This is a genomic window from Flavobacterium sp. W22_SRS_FK3 (assembly GCF_052113665.1).
Lineage (GTDB): Bacteria > Bacteroidota > Bacteroidia > Flavobacteriales > Flavobacteriaceae > Flavobacterium.
Genome location: NZ_JBGQOF010000011.1, coordinates 48,998 through 67,041, shown reverse-complemented (window position 1 = coordinate 67,041; position 18,044 = coordinate 48,998). Strand labels below are relative to the sequence as shown.

The following is an 18,044-nucleotide window of genomic DNA, read 5'->3' as shown; positions in this document are numbered from 1 at the left end:
GGCATTTTTATTTGTATAATTTTGCAAAGATATATTCTAAAACAATCCATTCAATTCGGCATCAATTCTATTAATGATGTTTCCTAAATCTTCAGGATTATCAACAAAATTAATGTTATCTACATCAATAATCAATAGTTTTCCTTTAGTGTAAGTCTGAACCCAGGCTTCATATCTTTCGTTAAGGCGGCTTAAATAGTCAATCGAAATAGAGTTTTCGTATTCGCGTCCGCGTTTGTGAATCTGTCCCACTAAATTCGGAATAGAACTTCTTAAATAAATCAATAAATCAGGAGCTTTTACCAATGATTCCATCAATTCAAATAAGGAGGTGTAATTTTCAAAATCACGGCTAGTCATTAATCCCATCGAATATAAATTGGGGGCAAAAATATAAGCATCCTCATAAATGGTTCTGTCCTGAATGATTTTTTTTCCGCTTTCACGAATTTGCTGCACCTGGCGGAATCTGCTGTTTAAAAAATAAATCTGCAAATTAAATGACCAACGCTCCATCTGATGGTAAAAATCATCCAGATACGGATTATCAACAACATCTTCATAATGGGGTTCCCATTTAAAATGTTTGGCCAACAATTTAGTCAAAGTTGTTTTTCCAGCCCCTATGTTTCCTGCTATCGCTATGTGCATTACGGTATTACGATTTTATAATTGGTAATTTCTTTAGCTGTAAAAATAGATAAAATTTGGTCTTTGTAACAGAAATTATTTAATGTTTTTTGTGAAATCTCAATTTCAGAAACTGTTTCAGATCCATCATTACGAATGTCTTTAAAATACAACAAATTAGCCTTGCTGAAAATATATTGTTTGGGATTTAAAACCTCAATTTTATCAAACTCATCAACTTTTCCTAATGCAGTTGTTTTTCCGAAGATATCACACGAAAACCAATTGTTTTTTTCATCGATCCAATAAAAGGTATTGAAATCGGTTTGGTAAAACTTGATATTTTCTGTCAATGGAGTAGAAACTGTTTTATATTCGTTTTTTAAGTAATCGAAAAGGCCAATTTGCTGATTCAGGGAATTGTAAATCCATAATTGATTTTGAGTCGACATGCCAATGGCAGTAACAACAATAGGAGTGTTATTTTGAGAAAAATTAATCTCTGTAATTTTATTTAACTGATTGTCAAGCAAAACAACACTATTGAAATCTTCATAAAATAAAACAATTTTAAGCGGATTTAAAATATCGGTTTTAGTGATTTTTCCTAATGAGACATTTTTATACTCAAAAGCCTCCTTTCCTTTTATTTTGCTGAATATATTGTCTTTTATTTGATAAGAAAATCCAAAAGAATCAGAACCTAAAAATTCATCAGCATCAATTGTAAAATGTGAAAGAGGAGTTAAGATTTTTTTTTGATTTTGTGCAAAAAAAGCTGAGAAAGAACAGGCAATAAAAAATAGGAATAAAATTTTGCTTTCTGTTTTTCTCATTTGAATTAATTTTCTGAAAAGCCAAATTACAAAAAAGTATAGTATGAAGTTGTTTAAAATAGATTTTTAGTCAAATTTGACATTTAAACTTTTTAAGATTCTAATAGTCTAAGCATTAAGTAATTTTGTCTATACCTTACCGGTATTGATATATTTAATTTTCAGTATTTTAAAATTAATAATACATTTGAATGTAAGTTTTATCGGATTTACTCAATTTTTTAAAAGAAACTAATGAAAAAAATATCCTATTGTTTGCTTTTAGTACTTGTTTTTAGTCAGGCACAGGCACAGAAAGATTTTCAGGGATTGGCTGTTTATGAGTCAAAAACCCAAACGCCAAAATTTGGAGCAATGTCTGGAAATCGAGATATTACTCCCGAAATGCAAAAAAACATAGAAGAAAGAATGAAAAAAATGTTAGAAAAAACATTTATTCTGAATTTTGATAAATCGGCTTCTATATATAAAGAAGAAGAAAAACTGGATGCTCCCGGACAACAAGGAGGCGGAATGAGAATGATGATGAGTTCTATGATGGGCGGTGGAGGCACTTTTTATAAAGATGTAAAAAGTAAAACGTACACAGTTGATAAGGAATTTATGGGAAAAGAATTTTTGGTTAAAGATTCATTACCAAAATTAAACTGGAAATTAGAACAGGAAACCAAACAAATTGGAGGATATAATTGTTATAAAGCAACGGCCGTAAAAGAAGCCAGTAAAACCGATTTTAGGAATTTCAGACCTAAAAATGACGAAGCTAAAAAGGGTGATAAAAACAAGGATGACCCTAAAAAAACAGCTGGTGAAACCAAAACCAATTTTGAAGATAATTTTGAAATACCGAAAGAAATTATTGTAACAGCTTGGTATACGCCCGAAATTCCGGTTAATCAGGGACCTGAAAATTATTGGGGATTACCGGGTTTAATTCTAGAAATTAATGACGGAACTACAACCATTTTATGTTCAAAAATTGTTTTGAATGCCAAAGAAAAAACAGACATAAAAGCACCCACCAAAGGAAAAGAAATTTCTCAAAAAGACTATGACGAAATAGTCGTGAAAAAAATGAAAGAGTTCAGAGAAATGAATCGTGGACGTGCCGGAGGTCCTCCAATGATGGGAAGATAAATTGCGGTAAATTCCAAATTAAAAATTCCAAAATCCAAACTTTTACAATGAACAAAATACTTTGTTTAGTAGCCATTTTATTGACATCTCTTTCCTTTTCCCAAAGTGTTCGTTTTGATGGTTTTATTCAGGACGAACAAAAAAATCCGTTGGAAATGGCCAATATTATGGCGGTTAATACTGCCACAAAAGCAATGGATTCTTATGGGATTACAAATGATAAAGGAAAGTTCCAACTGACTTTAAAACCTAATACTGCTTACTTTGTAAAAATCAGTTATCTCGGAATGAAATCTAAAGAAATCGGGATTTCAACCAAAACAGAAAATATAACTCAAAATATTGTCATGGACGATGTTGGAATTGAGTTAGAAGGTGTAGAGATTGTCCGCGAAATGCCGGTATCTATAAAAGGAGATACCATTGTGTATAATGCCGATTCTTTTAAATCCGGAACCGAAAGAAAACTGGAAGATGTCCTTAAAAAACTGCCCGGAGTTGAGGTTAACGCCGATGGAGAAATTGAGGTGGAAGGAAAAAAAGTAACCAAATTAATGGTCGAAGGCAAAGACTTTTTTGACGGAGACACCAAATTAGGCGTTAGAAACATTCCGGCAGATGCTATCGATAAAATTCAGGTTTTACGAAATTATAATGAAGTGGGTGCCCTTAAAGGTCTCGAAAATGATCAGGATAATGTGGCGATGAATATCAAATTGAAAGAAGGGAAAAAGAACTTCTGGTTTGGAGATGTTACGGCAGGAACTGGTGTTGGAGAACTTTATAGCCGCTACGTTATCAATCCGAAATTATTTTATTACAGTCCGAAGTACAGTATTAATCTAATTACAAATTTTAATAATATTGGAGAATTACCGCTCACGGCCCAGGATTATTTTAAGTTTACGGGTGGATTTAAAAATATGATGAAGAAGGGCGGAAGCAATTTTAATATTTCTTCTAACGATATTGGAATTTCACTTTTACGAAACAATCGTGCGAAGGAAATTGAAACCAAGTTTGGGGCGACCAATTTTGCCTATTCACCTACAAAACAATGGAATATTAGCGGTTTCGGAATACTTTCAACCTCTATAACAGATCTTGAAACCAAATCACAAACAACGATATTAGATTCTGGAGATCAGCAGAAGAGAGATGAATTAACGCATCAGAAAAATAATTTGGGACTTTTTAAACTCAGTTCAAGTTATAAACCTAATGCAGAATTACAGTTCGATTATGATATTCTGACCAAGTTGACAAAACAGGAAGAAGATACTGATTTGTTGCGTGAATCGATTGTGGAAAATATTTCGGATGTTGAAACCATTTTGACCAATAAAAAGCAAGATCCAACATCAATAAGCCAAAATGTAAGTTTGTATTATACACAAAGCAGCAAGAATATCTTTGCTCTTGAGGTCCAGCATTTGTATCAGGATGAAAGTCCTTTTTATAACGCTAATCTGCGGACACAGCCTTTTATTTTATCAGGTTATACTTCAGGTCAGGAAAGAAATGACCTGAATCAGGACCGTTTTGTGAAAACAAACAAAATAGATGCCAAGCTGGATTATTATTATATGGTAACACCAAAAAGCAACATCAATATAACAGTAGGAAATACGTATTCGTACCAAAATTTCAATTCACATATTTTTCAGATGCTGGATAACGGAGATAAAAATGATTTAAATGATTCGTCAAATAATAATAACGTAAACTATAATTTTAATGATACGTTTTTAGGATTCCATTATAAGATTTTAGCCGGAAAATTTACATTGACGCCAGGAGTAAGTCTACATTCGTATAAAATGACAAACAAACAATTAGGCACAGATTATTCTCAAAATTTCATAAAAGTACTGCCTGATTTCTTTGCGCTTTATCAAATCAAAAAATCAGAAACATTGACGTATAATTTCTCCTTGTCAAACGATTTTACCGATATAAACCAATTGGCTGCTGGTTATGTTTTGTCAGATTACAGCAGTTTGTTTAGAGGAGATCGTTCGTTGGAAAACGCAACTTCTCAAGTGCATTCATTACGTTATTTTAAATACAATATGTTTAATTTTGAGAATATTTTCGCTAATGCAACTTACACTAAGAAAGTCGATGCTATAAAAACCGAGGCTGATTTTAACGGAATTAATCAGTCTTCGGAACCGTATAATTCGAATTTGGCAGATGAAACTTTTTCAGGAATGGGAAGTTATGGCCGTTCATTTTTAAAGAATTACAAAGCTTCGGCAAGTGCAAGCCTTAATTGGTCAAAATTCAATAATAGACAAAATGAAGAACCAACAACAACAGAGAGTTTTACTCAAAGTTATACCGTAAAAGCTTCAACTAATTATAAAAACCTGCCTAATATTGAGTTTGGTTATACTATGTTAGTCAATAAATATAGCGGCTCAACCTACTTCACAGATAAACCCTTTGCAAGATTAGATTATTATTTTCTGAATAGTTTTTCGTTTGTTTCGGAGTACGAATTTTATCATTATTACAACACTAATAAATCAGTCAATAACGAATATGATTTTTTAAGTGCCAGCTTAATTTACCAAAAGAAAAACAGTAAATGGGAATATAAAATTTCAGCGACTAATCTATTAAATACTACCTATCTCAATGATGACAGCTTCTCGCAATTTTCTACAAGGGTTTCTCAGTATACCGTTCAGCCTAGATATATTATCTTTTCGATGAAGTATAATTTGTAGTTTAATGAGAAGCTAATCCTGCTGTCCACTATATCTTTTCCTCGCTAAAGAAGCGAGAAAAAGGATGTCGTTCCCATATCGGGCTGTATACCGTTAATATATATTTATAATTTATAAGATTCAAAATAAAAAAACAAACCCCGAATCTAAAAAAATAGAAATCGGGGTTTAATATTTAAGATTAAAAGTAATCTAAAAATCTAACAGTCTAATGATCTGATTCTACAATCCAAAAGCATTTTTTACTTGGTCAACAAAATCAAGTTTTTCCCATGTAAATAACTCAACAGTAACTGTTTTTTCGTTTCCTCCTGGAGCAGAAAAAGTTTTAGTTACGGTTTCTGGTTGGCGTCCCATGTGCCCGTAAGCAGCAGTTTCGCTATATATTGGGTTTCTTAATTTCAAACGTTGTTCGATAAAGTAAGGACGCATATCAAAGATAGCTTCTACTTTTTTAGCGATTTCACCGTTAGTCAAATTTACTTTTGAAGTTCCGTAAGTTTCAATGAAGATTCCCATTGGTTGCGCAACACCAATGGCATAAGAAACCTGAACTAAAATTTCGTCGGCAACACCTGCAGCTACTAAGTTTTTAGCAATATGACGTGTTGCATAAGCAGCACTTCTGTCTACTTTACTCGGGTCTTTTCCTGAAAAAGCACCACCACCGTGAGCTCCTTTTCCACCGTAAGTATCCACAATGATTTTTCTTCCTGTTAAACCAGTATCTCCGTGAGGTCCTCCAATTACGAATTTTCCTGTTGGGTTAATATGGTAGTTGATTGTATCATTAAATAAATGAGCATGAGTAGGGTTTTTAGCGATAATTCTCGGAATCAAAATTTCGATAATATCTTTTTTGATTTTAGCCAACATCGTAGCTTCTTCATCAAAATCATCGTGTTGAGTCGAGATTACAATTGCATCAATACGGGTTGGTTTGTTATCGTCACTATATTCTAAAGTTACCTGAGATTTAGCATCCGGACGTAAATAAGTGATTTCATTATTCTCACGTCTTAAAATAGCTAATTCCTGCAATAATTTATGAGATAAATCAAGTGCCAATGGCATGTAGTTCTCCGTTTCGTTAGTTGCATAACCAAACATCATTCCCTGATCACCTGCACCTTGCTCTTCTGGCTTAGCTCTGTCTACACCCTGATTAATATCTGCTGATTGTTCGTGAATTGCTGACAAAATTCCACAAGAATTTGCCTCAAACATGTACTCACTTTTTGTATATCCAATTTTACGAATTACTTCGCGGGCGATTTGCTGTACATCAAGATACGTATTCGATTTTACTTCCCCGGCCAAAATTACCTGGCCAGTCGTAACTAAAGTTTCACATGCTACTTTTGAGTCGGCATCAAATGCTAAGAAGTTATCAATTAATGCATCCGAAATTTGATCTGCAACTTTGTCCGGATGCCCTTCACTAACAGATTCTGACGTAAATAAATAAGCCATAATAATGTATTAAATTAAAATTAAGCGAGGAAAATAATTGCTGAAAAAGACTAAAGGAGAGTTTCTGCTTTAGCATTTTTTACTACTGAAATCGATCTTTCAGTATCCATAACGAACCATTTCATTATGAAGAGGTTGCAATCAGTTCAAATTTTTCCTCTGTATTAGGGTGCAAAAGTACAAAACCATTTTGATTTGCAAATTAAAGTTCTGTATTTTTTATTTTTATAAAGATAAATTTAACATAGCATACTATTTTGATAGGGTAATTGAAATTAATTTGCTTTTTGTTTGGAGTTTTCAAAAAAAGTTCTCAAATTTGCCAAACAAACAATTAGAAAAATGAATTTAGTTAATAAAAATATGTGCTGTATGATGTCGAAAGTTTCCGCAGAGTTTACTATTGTTTAGTATCTAAATCTAAAATAACAATAAGACCTCTGCCAATCGCGGAGGTTTTTTTTGATTCAAATCGAAATAAAATTTAAACCAACTGAGAAATATAAGTCTTGCTTAAAGTAAAAAATAAAAACTAAAATGAACTTATATCCCTTATATGGTGAAAACTAAAAAAATAAAATGAATAATTCAGTGGTAAATAAAATGATGATGTGTTGTGTGATGCCGATGTGCATCCCAATTTGCTATTGCCGAAAGTGAAAGATAAAATCTTTGTTATAGTTCCTTACTATAAGCCCTTTTGGTAGCCATCCGAAAGGGCTTTTTTTATTTCAATTACTTTAAAATTAAAAATCATGAAAACACTATATAGAATCTTGAAAGTAATTAACCCAAAAAACATTTTTGGATTAGTTCAAAATCAAAAAACAAACTTCAGTTTGCAAAAAGGAAAATTATACTCTAACCAAACAGACTCATTGCTCGCACATATGTATTCTGCGGAAAACGATAACCTTTTTATTTAAAGAAATAATTTAAAAATCAATTTCAATAAAATATTAATAATACTTAAAACTAAGAAATCATGAGCAAACAAAAATTCGCAACAAATGCACTTCACGCTGGACACGATGTAACTAAAAATGGAAACACAAGAGCAGTACCTATTTATCAAACATCATCATACGTATTTAATAATGCTGATCATGCTGCCAATTTATTTGGTTTGGCTGAATCCGGATTTATTTACACCAGATTAAATAACCCTACAAACGATGTTTTGGAACAACGACTGGCATCGCTAGAAGGCGGAATCGCAGCAGTAGTGACAGCATCTGGAGCATCGGCAATTGCAACGACTTTTTTAACGCTGCTAAAATCGGGCGATCATATCGTAGCTTCAAATAGTTTATACGGAGGCACCTACAATCTGTTAAAAGTAACTTTGCCTCGTTTAGGAATTACAACGACTTTTGTTGATCCTTTAATAGCTGAAAACTTTACGAAAGCAGCAAAAGAAAATACAAGAGCTTTTTTTGTTGAATCTCTGGGAAATCCAAAATTAGATGTATTGGATTTGAAAGCCATTTCGGCGGAAGCCAAAAACTTTAAAGTACCCTTTATTGTAGATAACACTGTGGCAACACCTTATTTATTAAAACCCATTGAATACGGGGCAAACATTGTAATCCATTCTTTGACTAAATATCTTTCAGGTAACGGAACTTCATTAGGAGGTGTTATTATTGATGCTGGAACTTTTGACTGGTCGAACGGAAAATTCCCTGAATTTACAGAACCTTCATCAGGATACCACGGATTAGTATATCATGAAGCGCTTGGAAATGCAGCTTTTATTGCAAAAGCAAGAATTGAAGGATTACGGGATTTTGGAGCAGCTTTGAGTCCATTCAATGCTTTTCAGATTATTCAGGGTTTGGAAACTTTGCCAATCCGAATTAAAAAACACAGCGAAAATGCTTTGGCTTTAGCTGAATGGTTAGAAAAACAAGATCAGGTGATATGGGTTAATTACCCTGGCTTGAAATCGAGCAAGTATTATGATTTAGCTCAGGAATATTTGCCCGAAGGTCAAAGTGGCGTTATTACTTTTGGTTTGCATGGAGGTTTTGAAGCGGCCAAAAAAGTGGTTGACGAAACAAAATTGTTCTCACTTTTAGCAAACATAGGTGACACTAAATCGCTTATTATTCATCCTGCGAGTACAACCCATCAACAGTTAACTGATGAAGAGCAATTGGAAACTGGCGTTTCAAAGGATTTGATTCGACTTTCAGTAGGAATTGAAGATGTCGAAGATTTAATTAATGACTTGAAAACAGTTTTTGCAAGTGTTGCAAAATCGCCTAATACAGTATTTAATAAAAATTAAAGTTTTTTGTTTTAAAATTGCCTTTAGTAAACTCAGTTTTAACAGAGGTGATTTTTTTATAGATAAATACTTGTTTTTTTAAATGAGTAAACAGTTTAACTTTTCTATAAGTTCTTTGAAATTTTAATTTTGAGAGTTTAAATATGTAAGATTTTTACTTGTTTTTTGTAAAATGTGATTTTGTAAGATGTTTTTTAATGATAATCTGTAAGTTATTTTGTTTTTTGAAGTTTTTTCGTGCATATTTATTTGGTGCATTAAAAAAATATTTGCATATTTGTTAAACCCAAAAACTACTAAAAATATGTTTAATCAATCTAAAATGTTTTGCGTCCTTTCGAGAGAAACCGTTGGGTTGTCTATTGCTTAAAATTGTAAATACAATATTAATATAGCAAAGCCTCCCAAAGTAATTGGGAGGCTTTTTAAATTTATACAAAATGCTAGAGTTTTTTAAAATAAAATATAAATCACAGATGAATGATTCCCTACAGATGAACAAAATGTTCAATGTCGCGTCTATTTGCATATTCGTCTGTTGATTCCAAAAGTATAGTAAGTTAAAACGACTTAAACCCTTTTGGTATCTAAATCCAAAAGGGTTTTTTTATTTCGTCAGCTTGCCGTAACAAAATGATAAAACAATAATAAAGATAATAATACATAAACAAACTAAAACTTAATATTATGCGAACTTTAAACTACTTAACAAAGACATTTTCAACATTGAAAAACATAAGGGCAAAAAGAAATAATCCGCCGCCAATAAATGAATTGATTCATCCAAGATTTGGTCTCATGGAAACGGATAAAAAAACAACTACTAAAGAAGCCAACTCTTTATTGTTTTTGATGTATTCAAAAGAAAATGATACTCTTTTCATCTAAATTGAAAAAACATCATAAAATAGGGTGAAGCCTTCTGGAATTTACTGGATTTTACATTCGGTAATTTTCTGCGTATAATAGTTTTTGTTATTTGATATAAAAATAATCTCTTTAGATTAAATTTGTTTGTTTAAGAAAATAGTATTTAATTTGCACCATTAAGTTCAGAAACGTATTGAAATGTTATAAAGAAAGGACGAGGGATTAGACCCGATGAATCCTTAGCAACCCTTCGGTAAAGCGAAGAAGGTGCTGCATTCTACCACGCCCAACGTGGAAAGATAACAAAAAGAGTTTTTCTAGTTTCGTTCTAGACTTTCTTTCTAATATTTCCATATACAAATCAAAAATAAAAGATTTGAAATTGGAAAGTATACCAGACCCTATCATATTACAAAATTTCACTACCGAAAGTGGTGCTTCATATAATTCATTATCCTTAAGTTTTGCACTTTTTGGTTTACCGCTGCACAGTGCACCAATTGTTTTGGTCAATCATGCTTTAACAGGAAATGCACAGGTTACCGGTGAAAATGGCTGGTGGAATGATTTGATTGGTGATGGAAAAACAATTGACACTACCAAATATTCAGTATTGGCATTTAATGTTCCGGGCAATGGGAACGATTCTTTTACTATCGAAAATTATAAGGATTTTACGGCCAGAGATATTGCCCGTATCTTTTTGAAAGGAATCCAAGCATTAAAAACCGGACAGCTTTATGCTATCATTGGAGGTTCTGTAGGCGGTGGAATTGCCTGGGAAATGCTGGCTCTTGAACCTAATATTACCAAGCATCTGATTCCGATAGCGACAGATTGGAAATCGACAGACTGGATGATTGCCAATTGTTATTTGCAGGAGCAAATTCTGAATAATTCATCAAAGCCAATCGAGGATGCCCGAATTCACGCCATGTTGTGTTATCGTTCTCCGGAATCATTCAAAGAAAAATTTCAGAGAACCATTAATCAGGATCTTTTAATTTTTAATATAGAAAGCTGGCTGGCACATCACGGAGATAAATTACAAAAAAGATATCAATTGGCTTCTTATAAATTGATGAACCAATTGCTTAAAACAATAGATATTACCCGAAACGGAGAAGATTTCCAAACTTTAATGTCAAAATCAAATGCAGATATCCATATTATCGGAATCGATTCTGATTTGTTTTTTACACCAAAAGAAAACCGGGAAACGTTTCAGGAGTTAAAAAAGTTCAAAGAAAATGTTTTTTACAGCGAAATAAATTCAGTACATGGACATGATGCTTTTTTAATCGAGTACAAACAATTAGATAATTTACTGGCTGCTATTTTTTAAGCAGAATAATAAAAAGATAAAATGAAAATATTAAAATTTGGAGGTAAGTCATTATCAAACGGAGAAGGACTTAATAAAGTCGTTTCTATAATTGCCGAGAAAGTAAACCAGGGCGAAAAAATTGCCGTAGTAGTTTCTGCAAGAGGAAATGCTACGGATGAATTAGAATATATTTTAAAAATTGCCGCTAAAAACGGTGATTACAAAAGATTATTAGAAAATTTTAAGACCTACCAAATTTCAGATTATCCTAAGGTCGATTTATCTGAAGAGTTTACTATTTTGGATAAACTTTATGAAGGGGTAAGTTTAATTGGCGATTACAGCAATAAAATTAAAGATCAGATTTTGTCTAAAGGCGAATTGCTTTCTGCAAAACTATTAACTGCAATTTTAATCGAAAAAGGAATTCCTGCTAATTTTGCCGATTCAAGAGAGCTGCTAAAAACAGACTCTAAATTTGGTGATGCACAGCCTTTGGAACAGCTTTCCAAGAAAAATGTTGTCAATTATTTTAAAGAGTACAATGGATCGACTGTTAATGTTGTAACTGGTTTTATTGGTTCGAATAACAATAACGATACGACAACTTTAGGAAGAAATGGCAGTAATTATACCGCTTCTTTGATTGCTAATTATTTAAATGCAGAGGAGTTACAAAATTTTACACACGTTGACGGTATTTATACAGCAAATCCTGATTTGGTTGCAGATGCTAAAAAAATAGAATTTTTATCTTTCAATGAAGCAAATGAATTAGCGAATTTTGGTGCTACAATTTTGCATGCCAAAACGATTATTCCTTTGTTGGAAAAAAACATCCCGCTTCGAATTTTAAATACATTCAACCATGAAAACCGGGGAACTTTAATCACTTCTGATACTGCAAAAGAAGGAATCAAAACGCTTTCGGTTCTTGAAAATGTTTCGCTTTTAAATCTTGAAGGCCGCGGATTGCTTGGGAAATCCGGAGTTGATGCCCGAATTTTCAAGGTAATGGGAGATCACAATATAAGTGTAAGTATTATTTCGCAAGGTTCCTCAGAAAGAGGAATTGGTCTTGTGGTTGCCACTGATAAAGCTACAACGGCAATGGTTGAATTGGAGAAAGAATTCGAAAATGATTTTTATTCAAAGGATGTAAATCAGATTACAGTAACAGATAATGTTTCGGTTATTTCAATCATTGGACAAGATTTAAGTACTTTTCATAAACCTTATACTGCTTTAATCAAAAATAAAATTGTTCCGATATTGTTTAACAATACCGTTACGGGTAAAAACGTGAGTTTGGTGGTTAAAAAATCGGAATTAAACAAAGCTTTAAACGTAATTCACGGAGAAATTTTTGGTGTCTCTAAAAAAATCAATATTGCTATTTTTGGACATGGGTTAGTGGGCGGAACTTTAATCAATCAAATTTTAGAATCTGCGGATGCTATCGAAAAACGAAAAGATATTAAGCTGAATGTCTTTGCCATTGCGAATTCTAAAAAACTGATTTTAAATAAAAATGGTGTGACTTCAGACTGGAAAAATGAAATTCAGAGTAAAGGACTTGATTACACTATTCAGGATATTATTGAGTATGCAGATAAATATCATTTAGAGAATTTAATTGCGATTGATAATACGGCAAGTGCAACATTCGTGGAGAATTATATTAAACTTGCAGAAAGCAGTTTCGATTTGATTTCGTCTAATAAAGTAGCTAATACATTGAGTTATGGTTTTTATAAGGAACTGAGAAAAGTTCTGGCTGAAAATCAAAAGAATTATTTGTATGAAACCAATGTTGGTGCCGGATTACCATTAATTGACACGATTAAATTATTACATCTTTCTGGCGAAAATATCACCAAGATAAAAGGAGTATTTTCAGGAACACTGAGTTATTTATTCAATAATTTCTCTGCAAAAGACGCTCCTTTTAGTGAAATTCTGCAGGAAGCAATTGATAACGGTTACACAGAACCGGATCCGCGCGAGGATTTATGCGGAAATGATGTGGGAAGAAAATTATTGATTTTGGCGAGAGAATTAGATTTACAAAACGAATTTGAAGAAATCTTAATTCAGAATTTAATCCCGGAACATTTACGTGAAGGAAATGTTTCTGACTTCTTAACCAAATTAAAAGAATTCGATCCGATTTACAATAAAATAAAAGCCGAACAAAAGCCAAATCACGTATTAAGATACATTGGTGAATTATCCGGTGATTTGCAAAACGATAAAGGAAATCTTGAAGTGAAATTAGTTTCAGTACCTTCTGACACTGCACTTGGAGGATTAAAAGGCTCTGATTCTTTTTTCGAAATTTATACAGAATCGTACGGAGACAGACCAATTGTAATTCAGGGTGCCGGAGCAGGATCAGCCGTAACAGCAAGAGGTGTTTTTGGAGATATTTTGAGATTATCGGATAAAGGATAAATGTGACCAGTGACAAGTTTTTTAGTATTCAGTTTTTAAATAAAAATCTACGTCATCAGGCGTTCAAAAAATAAAAAAATGAAAATAACATTAGACAGAGTAAACGAAAACTTCCATTTTCAATTAAAAAACGAACGTGGACATGTAGTAAATGTTGATGCACGACCAGAATTTGGAGGAAATGATATGGGGCCAAGTCCTATGGAATTAGTTTTAATGGGTGTGGCAGGATGTAGTGGAATTGACATGATTTCGATTCTAAAAAAACAACGTCAGGAAATTACGTCTTTTAAAGCTGAGGTTGAAGGCGAGCGTGTACAGGTAGGAGAAGCCAAACCCTTTAAAGATATCTATGTAGTTTTTTCTTTGGAAGGAAATATAAAAGAAGACAAAGCGGCAAAAGCAGCACAATTATCATTCGAAAAATATTGCTCGGTTTCTAAAACTGTTGAACCAACGGCAAAGATACATTATAAAGTAGTTTTGAACGGATTGGAATTAGCCAAAATCTAAACCAACAACCACAAACTAACAACTATAAACTAATTAAAATGAACGAACAAGAATTTGGTTTTGAAACACAAGCTATTAGAACACATTTAGAAAAATCACAATTTCAGGAACATTCAACTCCTTTGTATTTATCATCCAGTTTTGTATTTGAGGATGCAGAGGATATGAGAGCCTCTTTTACTGAAGAGAAGGTACGTAATATTTATTCCCGTTTCAGTAATCCTAACACTACAGAATTTGTAGATAAAGTTTGTGCAATGGAAGGAGCTGAGGCAGGTTATGCTTTTGCAACTGGAATGGCTGCAATTTACTCGACTTTTGCCGCTTTGTTGGATTCAGGAGATCATATTGTTTCTGCGGGAAGTGTTTTTGGGTCGACTCATGCATTGTTTATGACTTATTTTCCAAAATGGAATATTGAAACTACTTATTTTGATATCAACAAACCGGAAACAATCGAAAGTTTTATTAAGCCAAACACTAAAATTTTATATGCTGAAACACCTACAAATCCTGGTGTAGATGTGATTGATTTGGAATTGTTGGGACAAATAGCGAAGAAACATAATTTAATTTTAATAATCGATAATTGCTTTGCAACGCCATATATTCAGCAGCCAATTAAATATGGAGCGCATATTGTCGTTCATTCGGCTACAAAATTAATGGATGGACAAGGCCGCGTTTTGGGTGGTATTGCAGTTGGTGATGCCGAATTGATTCGTAAGATCTATCTTTTTTCAAGAAATACAGGACCGGCAATGTCGCCATTTAATGCGTGGGTATTGTCAAAAAGTTTAGAAACTTTGGCAGTTCGTGTTGACAGACACTGTGAAAATGCTTTGAAAGTTGCCGAGTTTTTGGAGAGTCACCCAAATGTGAACAGTGTGAAATATCCTTTCTTAAAGTCACACCCGAAATATGAAATTGCCAAAAAACAAATGCTTTTAGGGGGTAATATTATTGCCATTGAAATTAAAGGAGGTCTGGAAGCTGGAAGAGCATTTTTAAACAAGATAAAATTATGTTCCCTTTCGGCAAATATTGGTGATGTTAAAACTATTGTAACGCATCCTGCATCCACAACACACAGCAAATTATCTGTTGAAGAAAAAATTGCTGTTGGTATTACAGAAGGTTTGGTGCGTGTTTCTGTAGGTTTGGAAACAGTAAAAGACATTATAGCTGACTTAGATCAGGCACTTTCTTAAGGAACTATATTCTTTAAGTATGATAAAAACAATCACCGATTTTGACAGTAAATTTATTACTGTTAAAAACGCTGTTTGTTTTTGCATTTGTTAGAGTAAAAAGTATATTTTTGATTTCTCTCAAAAACCAAAATTATTTAACTTAAAACCTATTTTAGCATGAGTGATTCTACCTATATTCTTGACGACGGTTTATTAGCAGCCAACGGAAAACGATTGTTGAATTATTTTTTAGATCTAATTTTTATTTTCGCAATATTTTATATTTTGATGTTTGTATTAGGAATTGTTTCTACTTTACTTGGTATTGATATAACAATATTTGCCCAGTGGTTACAAAATGTTAATGATTTAGAAGCTTATTTAATAGGTGCAGTATTAATGCTTATTTACTACATACCAACTGAAGGTTTTTTTGGAAAATCTTTTGCAAAATTCATTACAGGTACTATCGTTGTTGACGAAAATGGTAATAAGCCAAGTTTTGATATGATTGTAAAAAGAACTTTTTGTCGGTTTTTACCTTTTGAAGCTTTTTCTTTCATAAGTGGCGGAAGAGGCTGGCATGATTCGATTTCGGATACTTATGTTGTAGAAAGAAAAGGATTGGAACAAAGTAAGAAAATGTTTTACGAACTTAATCAAATTGGAGTTCAAGAAGTAGAGATTAATTAAATCGCTATGCATTATGAAACCAAGATTGCTTATTCTATCTGATTTATTTGGAAGAAAAAAAACCAAATGGATTAATTTTTATATTGAAAAATTGAATTCTAAATTTGAAATTCAGTATTATGATGTTTTAGAATTAGGTAAAATTGAGGCGTTAGAAAACGAAGTAAATATTCATAATCAATTTTTAAACGGTGGAATTGATAAAGCAGTTGACAATTTGCTAAAGCTCGAAAAAAATAAAGTATTTGTTTTAGGATTTAGCATAGGAGGCACAATTGCCTGGAAAGCTTGTTTAAAAGGTTTGAATGTTTCTCAATTAGTAGCAGCTTCCTCAACAAGATTGCGTTTGGAGACTGCAGTTCCAGATTGTAGGCTAAAGTTGTTTTTTGGGCAGAAAGATGATAATAAACCCACTTCAAAATGGTTTTCTGATTTGAGTATTGAAGAGAAATACTTTGAAAATTGTGAACATGATTTTTATTTCAAAGAGCAATATATTGAATTAATTTGCAGAGATATTTTAAAAGTTTAGCTTTTAAAGAAAAATCCTTACGCAAAATTTTAGTAGTTTCGTACTCTTAAAATAATTCATTAATGATTTCTAAGAAAACAAAATACGGAATAAAAGCATTGACTTTTTTGGCAAGACAGGAAAATCAGGAACCTGTTCAGATTGCTGAAATAGCCAGAATTGAAAAAATTTCAATAAAATTTTTAGAAAGCATTTTGTTATTACTTCGTAATGCCGGTTTTTTAGGGGCTAAAAAGGGTAAAGGCGGCGGATATTATCTGATCAAGGACCCAAAAGATATTAGTATGGCAAAAGTATACCGAATATTAGAGGGACCAATTGCCTTGCTTCCTTGTGCCAGTCACAATTTTTATGAAAAATGTGATGATTGCCCTGATGAGAATATTTGTGCGGCAAAACGATTAATGACACAAATTAGAGACAATACGCTAAAGGTCCTTGAAAATAATTCTTTGGCAGATATAGCTTTTTAAGCTATATTAAATAGTAAAAATAAAAGTCCCTCTCAATTATGTTTTGTATAAAAGGGACTTTTTAAATTGGTTTTAGAAACTTAAAAAACCAATTTATAACCTACCATAAATAACATTACTGCAATAGCATTTCTAAGAAATAAATCAGGGACTTTTCCGCTTAGCATGCTTCCCATATAAATACCAGGTAACGATCCCATCAATAACTGACCTAATAAGCCTAAGTCTAAGTTTCCCATGGTAGCATGACCTAAACCAGCCACAAGGGTTAGCGGTACTGCATGAGCAATCTCGGTTCCAACTAATTTTGGGGTTGGTAAAAGAGGATATAGAAAAAATAAGGTTACAGTACCCAAAGCACCTGCTCCTATTGAAGTCAGAGTTACGGTTGCGCCTAATAAAACACCAATTGCAATTGTTAGCAGGTTCTGAGTCCTGCTTTCGGTATGGAATTTATCACCGGAATGTTTTTGTGATAAAACTAAAAGTTTCTTTTTAAACAAAATGGCAATTGAAGTAAAAAGCAAAGCCCATCCTAAACTGTATTTTATAACAGCATTTATAGTTGATATATCTGTTTTAATGCTATGCAGAATCCATAGAGTGATCAAAGCCGCAGGAACACTGCCTAAAGTAAGCCAGCCGGTAATCGACCAATTAATGTTTCTTTTTTTATGATGAACTAGTACTCCACCCATTTTGGTAAATGCAGCATATAGTAAGTCGGTTCCGACTGCAGTGGTTGGGGGAATACCAAACCATAATAAAATTGGGGTCATTAATGAGCCACCGCCCACACCTGTTAAACCTACCACAAAACCTACTACTAAACCTGCAATTACGAGTCCAATTTGAAAATCCATAAAAAAATATTTTGGCAAAAAT

The 18,044-nt window shown here is 32.8% G+C and carries 15 protein-coding genes and 1 riboswitch; of the genes, 11 read left to right on the top strand and 4 right to left on the bottom strand.

Annotated features, from left to right (window positions below):
* Positions 1-36 precede the first annotated feature (36 nt).
* Both ACEN2I_RS12440 and ACEN2I_RS12435 read right to left on the bottom strand, forming a co-directional pair.
* Complete coding sequence (locus ACEN2I_RS12440; protein WP_026983862.1) at positions 37-651, bottom strand: deoxynucleoside kinase; 615 nt, start codon at positions 649-651, stop codon at positions 37-39.
* Positions 651-1,466 carry a hypothetical protein gene (locus ACEN2I_RS12435; protein WP_441766425.1) on the bottom strand — a complete coding sequence of 272 codons (816 nt, stop codon included), beginning with the start codon at positions 1,464-1,466 and terminating at the stop codon, positions 651-653. Before ACEN2I_RS12435 ends, ACEN2I_RS12440 begins: the two co-directional genes overlap by 1 nt.
* 234 nt (positions 1,467-1,700) lie before the next feature.
* Between ACEN2I_RS12435 and ACEN2I_RS12430 the strand changes: the two genes are divergently transcribed.
* Positions 1,701-2,603 (top strand): GLPGLI family protein, encoded by a 903-nt coding sequence (locus ACEN2I_RS12430; RefSeq protein WP_441766424.1) that lies wholly within the window; start codon positions 1,701-1,703, stop codon positions 2,601-2,603.
* Positions 2,604-2,650: 47 nt separating this feature from the next.
* Positions 2,651-5,338 (top strand): carboxypeptidase-like regulatory domain-containing protein, encoded by a 2,688-nt coding sequence (locus ACEN2I_RS12425; RefSeq protein ID WP_441766423.1) that lies wholly within the window; start codon positions 2,651-2,653, stop codon positions 5,336-5,338.
* Positions 5,339-5,560: 222 nt separating this feature from the next.
* Here the strand turns inward: ACEN2I_RS12425 and metK are convergent, their stop codons facing one another.
* Positions 5,561-6,811 carry a methionine adenosyltransferase gene (metK, locus tag ACEN2I_RS12420; RefSeq protein ID WP_441766422.1) on the bottom strand — a complete coding sequence of 417 codons (1,251 nt, stop codon included), beginning with the start codon at positions 6,809-6,811 and terminating at the stop codon, positions 5,561-5,563.
* Between the two features lie 985 nt (positions 6,812-7,796).
* Between metK and ACEN2I_RS12415 the strand changes: the two genes are divergently transcribed.
* From ACEN2I_RS12415 to ACEN2I_RS12375, 9 genes are all read left to right on the top strand, one after another.
* A complete protein-coding gene (locus ACEN2I_RS12415) occupies positions 7,797-9,104 on the top strand; it encodes an O-acetylhomoserine aminocarboxypropyltransferase/cysteine synthase family protein (protein ID WP_441766421.1) in 1,308 nt (435 codons plus the stop codon).
* A gap of 687 nt (positions 9,105-9,791) precedes the next feature.
* Entirely contained in the window at positions 9,792-9,992 is a 201-nt protein-coding gene (locus tag ACEN2I_RS12410) for a hypothetical protein (RefSeq protein WP_441766420.1), read from the top strand.
* Positions 9,993-10,172: 180 nt separating this feature from the next.
* Positions 10,173-10,280: riboswitch (SAM riboswitch) on the top strand.
* 76 nt (positions 10,281-10,356) lie between these two features.
* A complete protein-coding gene (locus ACEN2I_RS12405; protein ID WP_441766419.1) occupies positions 10,357-11,319 on the top strand; it encodes an alpha/beta fold hydrolase in 963 nt (320 codons plus the stop codon).
* 21 nt (positions 11,320-11,340) lie between these two features.
* Positions 11,341-13,755: a bifunctional aspartate kinase/homoserine dehydrogenase I gene (thrA, locus tag ACEN2I_RS12400; protein ID WP_441766418.1), complete on the top strand. Its 2,415-nt coding sequence runs from the start codon at positions 11,341-11,343 to the stop codon at positions 13,753-13,755.
* 78 nt (positions 13,756-13,833) lie between these two features.
* Positions 13,834-14,268: an OsmC family protein gene (locus ACEN2I_RS12395; protein WP_441766417.1), complete on the top strand. Its 435-nt coding sequence runs from the start codon at positions 13,834-13,836 to the stop codon at positions 14,266-14,268.
* A gap of 38 nt (positions 14,269-14,306) precedes the next feature.
* Entirely contained in the window at positions 14,307-15,479 is a 1,173-nt protein-coding gene (locus ACEN2I_RS12390; protein ID WP_441766416.1) for a trans-sulfuration enzyme family protein, read from the top strand.
* A 159-nt stretch (positions 15,480-15,638) separates the two neighbouring features.
* Positions 15,639-16,154: an RDD family protein gene (locus tag ACEN2I_RS12385; protein WP_441766415.1), complete on the top strand. Its 516-nt coding sequence runs from the start codon at positions 15,639-15,641 to the stop codon at positions 16,152-16,154.
* A 13-nt stretch (positions 16,155-16,167) separates the two neighbouring features.
* A complete protein-coding gene (locus tag ACEN2I_RS12380; protein ID WP_441766414.1) occupies positions 16,168-16,686 on the top strand; it encodes an alpha/beta hydrolase in 519 nt (172 codons plus the stop codon).
* Positions 16,687-16,748: 62 nt separating this feature from the next.
* Entirely contained in the window at positions 16,749-17,159 is a 411-nt protein-coding gene (locus tag ACEN2I_RS12375; protein WP_441766413.1) for an RrF2 family transcriptional regulator, read from the top strand.
* 80 nt (positions 17,160-17,239) lie between these two features.
* Here the strand turns inward: ACEN2I_RS12375 and ACEN2I_RS12370 are convergent, their stop codons facing one another.
* Positions 17,240-18,022: a sulfite exporter TauE/SafE family protein gene (locus tag ACEN2I_RS12370; protein ID WP_441766412.1), complete on the bottom strand. Its 783-nt coding sequence runs from the start codon at positions 18,020-18,022 to the stop codon at positions 17,240-17,242.
* Positions 18,023-18,044 lie beyond the last annotated feature (22 nt).

What these genes read in the sequence shown, in the direction of transcription:
- ACEN2I_RS12440 (WP_026983862.1), bottom strand. Translation starts at nt 651, where the DNA reads ATGCACATAGCGATAGCAGGAAACATAGGGGCTGGAAAAACAACTTTG.
- ACEN2I_RS12435 (WP_441766425.1), bottom strand. Translation starts at nt 1,466, where the DNA reads ATGAGAAAAACAGAAAGCAAAATTTTATTCCTATTTTTTATTGCCTGT.
- ACEN2I_RS12430 (WP_441766424.1), top strand. Translation starts at nt 1,701, where the DNA reads ATGAAAAAAATATCCTATTGTTTGCTTTTAGTACTTGTTTTTAGTCAG.
- ACEN2I_RS12425 (WP_441766423.1), top strand. Translation starts at nt 2,651, where the DNA reads ATGAACAAAATACTTTGTTTAGTAGCCATTTTATTGACATCTCTTTCC.
- metK (WP_441766422.1), bottom strand. Translation starts at nt 6,811, where the DNA reads ATGGCTTATTTATTTACGTCAGAATCTGTTAGTGAAGGGCATCCGGAC.
- ACEN2I_RS12415 (WP_441766421.1), top strand. Translation starts at nt 7,797, where the DNA reads ATGAGCAAACAAAAATTCGCAACAAATGCACTTCACGCTGGACACGAT.
- ACEN2I_RS12410 (WP_441766420.1), top strand. Translation starts at nt 9,792, where the DNA reads ATGCGAACTTTAAACTACTTAACAAAGACATTTTCAACATTGAAAAAC.
- thrA (WP_441766418.1), top strand. Translation starts at nt 11,341, where the DNA reads ATGAAAATATTAAAATTTGGAGGTAAGTCATTATCAAACGGAGAAGGA.
- ACEN2I_RS12395 (WP_441766417.1), top strand. Translation starts at nt 13,834, where the DNA reads ATGAAAATAACATTAGACAGAGTAAACGAAAACTTCCATTTTCAATTA.
- ACEN2I_RS12390 (WP_441766416.1), top strand. Translation starts at nt 14,307, where the DNA reads ATGAACGAACAAGAATTTGGTTTTGAAACACAAGCTATTAGAACACAT.
- ACEN2I_RS12385 (WP_441766415.1), top strand. Translation starts at nt 15,639, where the DNA reads ATGAGTGATTCTACCTATATTCTTGACGACGGTTTATTAGCAGCCAAC.
- ACEN2I_RS12380 (WP_441766414.1), top strand. Translation starts at nt 16,168, where the DNA reads ATGAAACCAAGATTGCTTATTCTATCTGATTTATTTGGAAGAAAAAAA.
- ACEN2I_RS12375 (WP_441766413.1), top strand. Translation starts at nt 16,749, where the DNA reads ATGATTTCTAAGAAAACAAAATACGGAATAAAAGCATTGACTTTTTTG.
- ACEN2I_RS12370 (WP_441766412.1), bottom strand. Translation starts at nt 18,022, where the DNA reads ATGGATTTTCAAATTGGACTCGTAATTGCAGGTTTAGTAGTAGGTTTT.